This window comes from Alistipes sp. An116 (genome assembly GCF_002161005.1).
GTDB lineage: Bacteria > Bacteroidota > Bacteroidia > Bacteroidales > Rikenellaceae > Alistipes > Alistipes megaguti.
In genome coordinates this window covers 1-574 of record NZ_NFLR01000055.1, presented here as the reverse complement: position 1 = coordinate 574, position 574 = coordinate 1, and the positions used below count along the sequence as shown (strand labels likewise).

Here is a 574-nt window from a genome sequence, read left to right as displayed (position 1 = left end):
GACCTCTTCCCGGCGCTGGCCGCGCTGGCCGCCGCAGCCGAAGGGGTGAGCACGATCCGCGGCACGTCGCGCCTCGAATACAAGGAGTGCAACCGCGCCGAGGCCATCTGCGAGGAGTATGGCCGGCTGGGCATCGAGGTCGACCTCTCGGAAGAGGATGTCATGCGGATCCGCGGCGGGGCGATCCATGCCGCCCGCACGCAGAGCCACGGCGATCACCGCATGGCCATGTCGCTGGCCGTGGCGGCGCTGAGGGCCGACGGCGAGGTGACGATCGAAGGGGCCGAGTCGGTGGCCAAGAGCTATCCGACCTTCTTCGAGGATTTGGCCCGGGTCCGCGAATCGTGAGTCCCGGCCGACTAAAACAGAACAGATCATGAATCAATACGGAGTGAATTTCCGGCTCGCCATCTGGGGCGAGTCACACGGTGCGCAGGTCGGCATCTCGATGGATAGAGTGCCGGCCGGACTCTCCCTTTCGGAGGCGGATTTCGAGGCCGATCTGGCCCGCCGCCGGAGCGGTGCGCGGGGGACGACGCCGCGGCGCGAGACGGACCGGCCGATGATCGTCTCG

The 574-nt window shown here is 67.8% G+C and carries 1 protein-coding gene and 1 pseudogene; both read left to right on the top strand.

Annotation, left to right across the window (positions count from 1 at the left end):
• Positions 1 to 348 (top strand): annotated as a pseudogene (locus tag B5E60_RS13615) (3-phosphoshikimate 1-carboxyvinyltransferase); the annotation flags it as partial.
• Between the two features lie 28 nt (positions 349 to 376).
• The coding region (locus B5E60_RS13610; protein ID WP_143260790.1) for a chorismate synthase at positions 377 to 574 on the top strand (198 nt) is incomplete at its 3' end.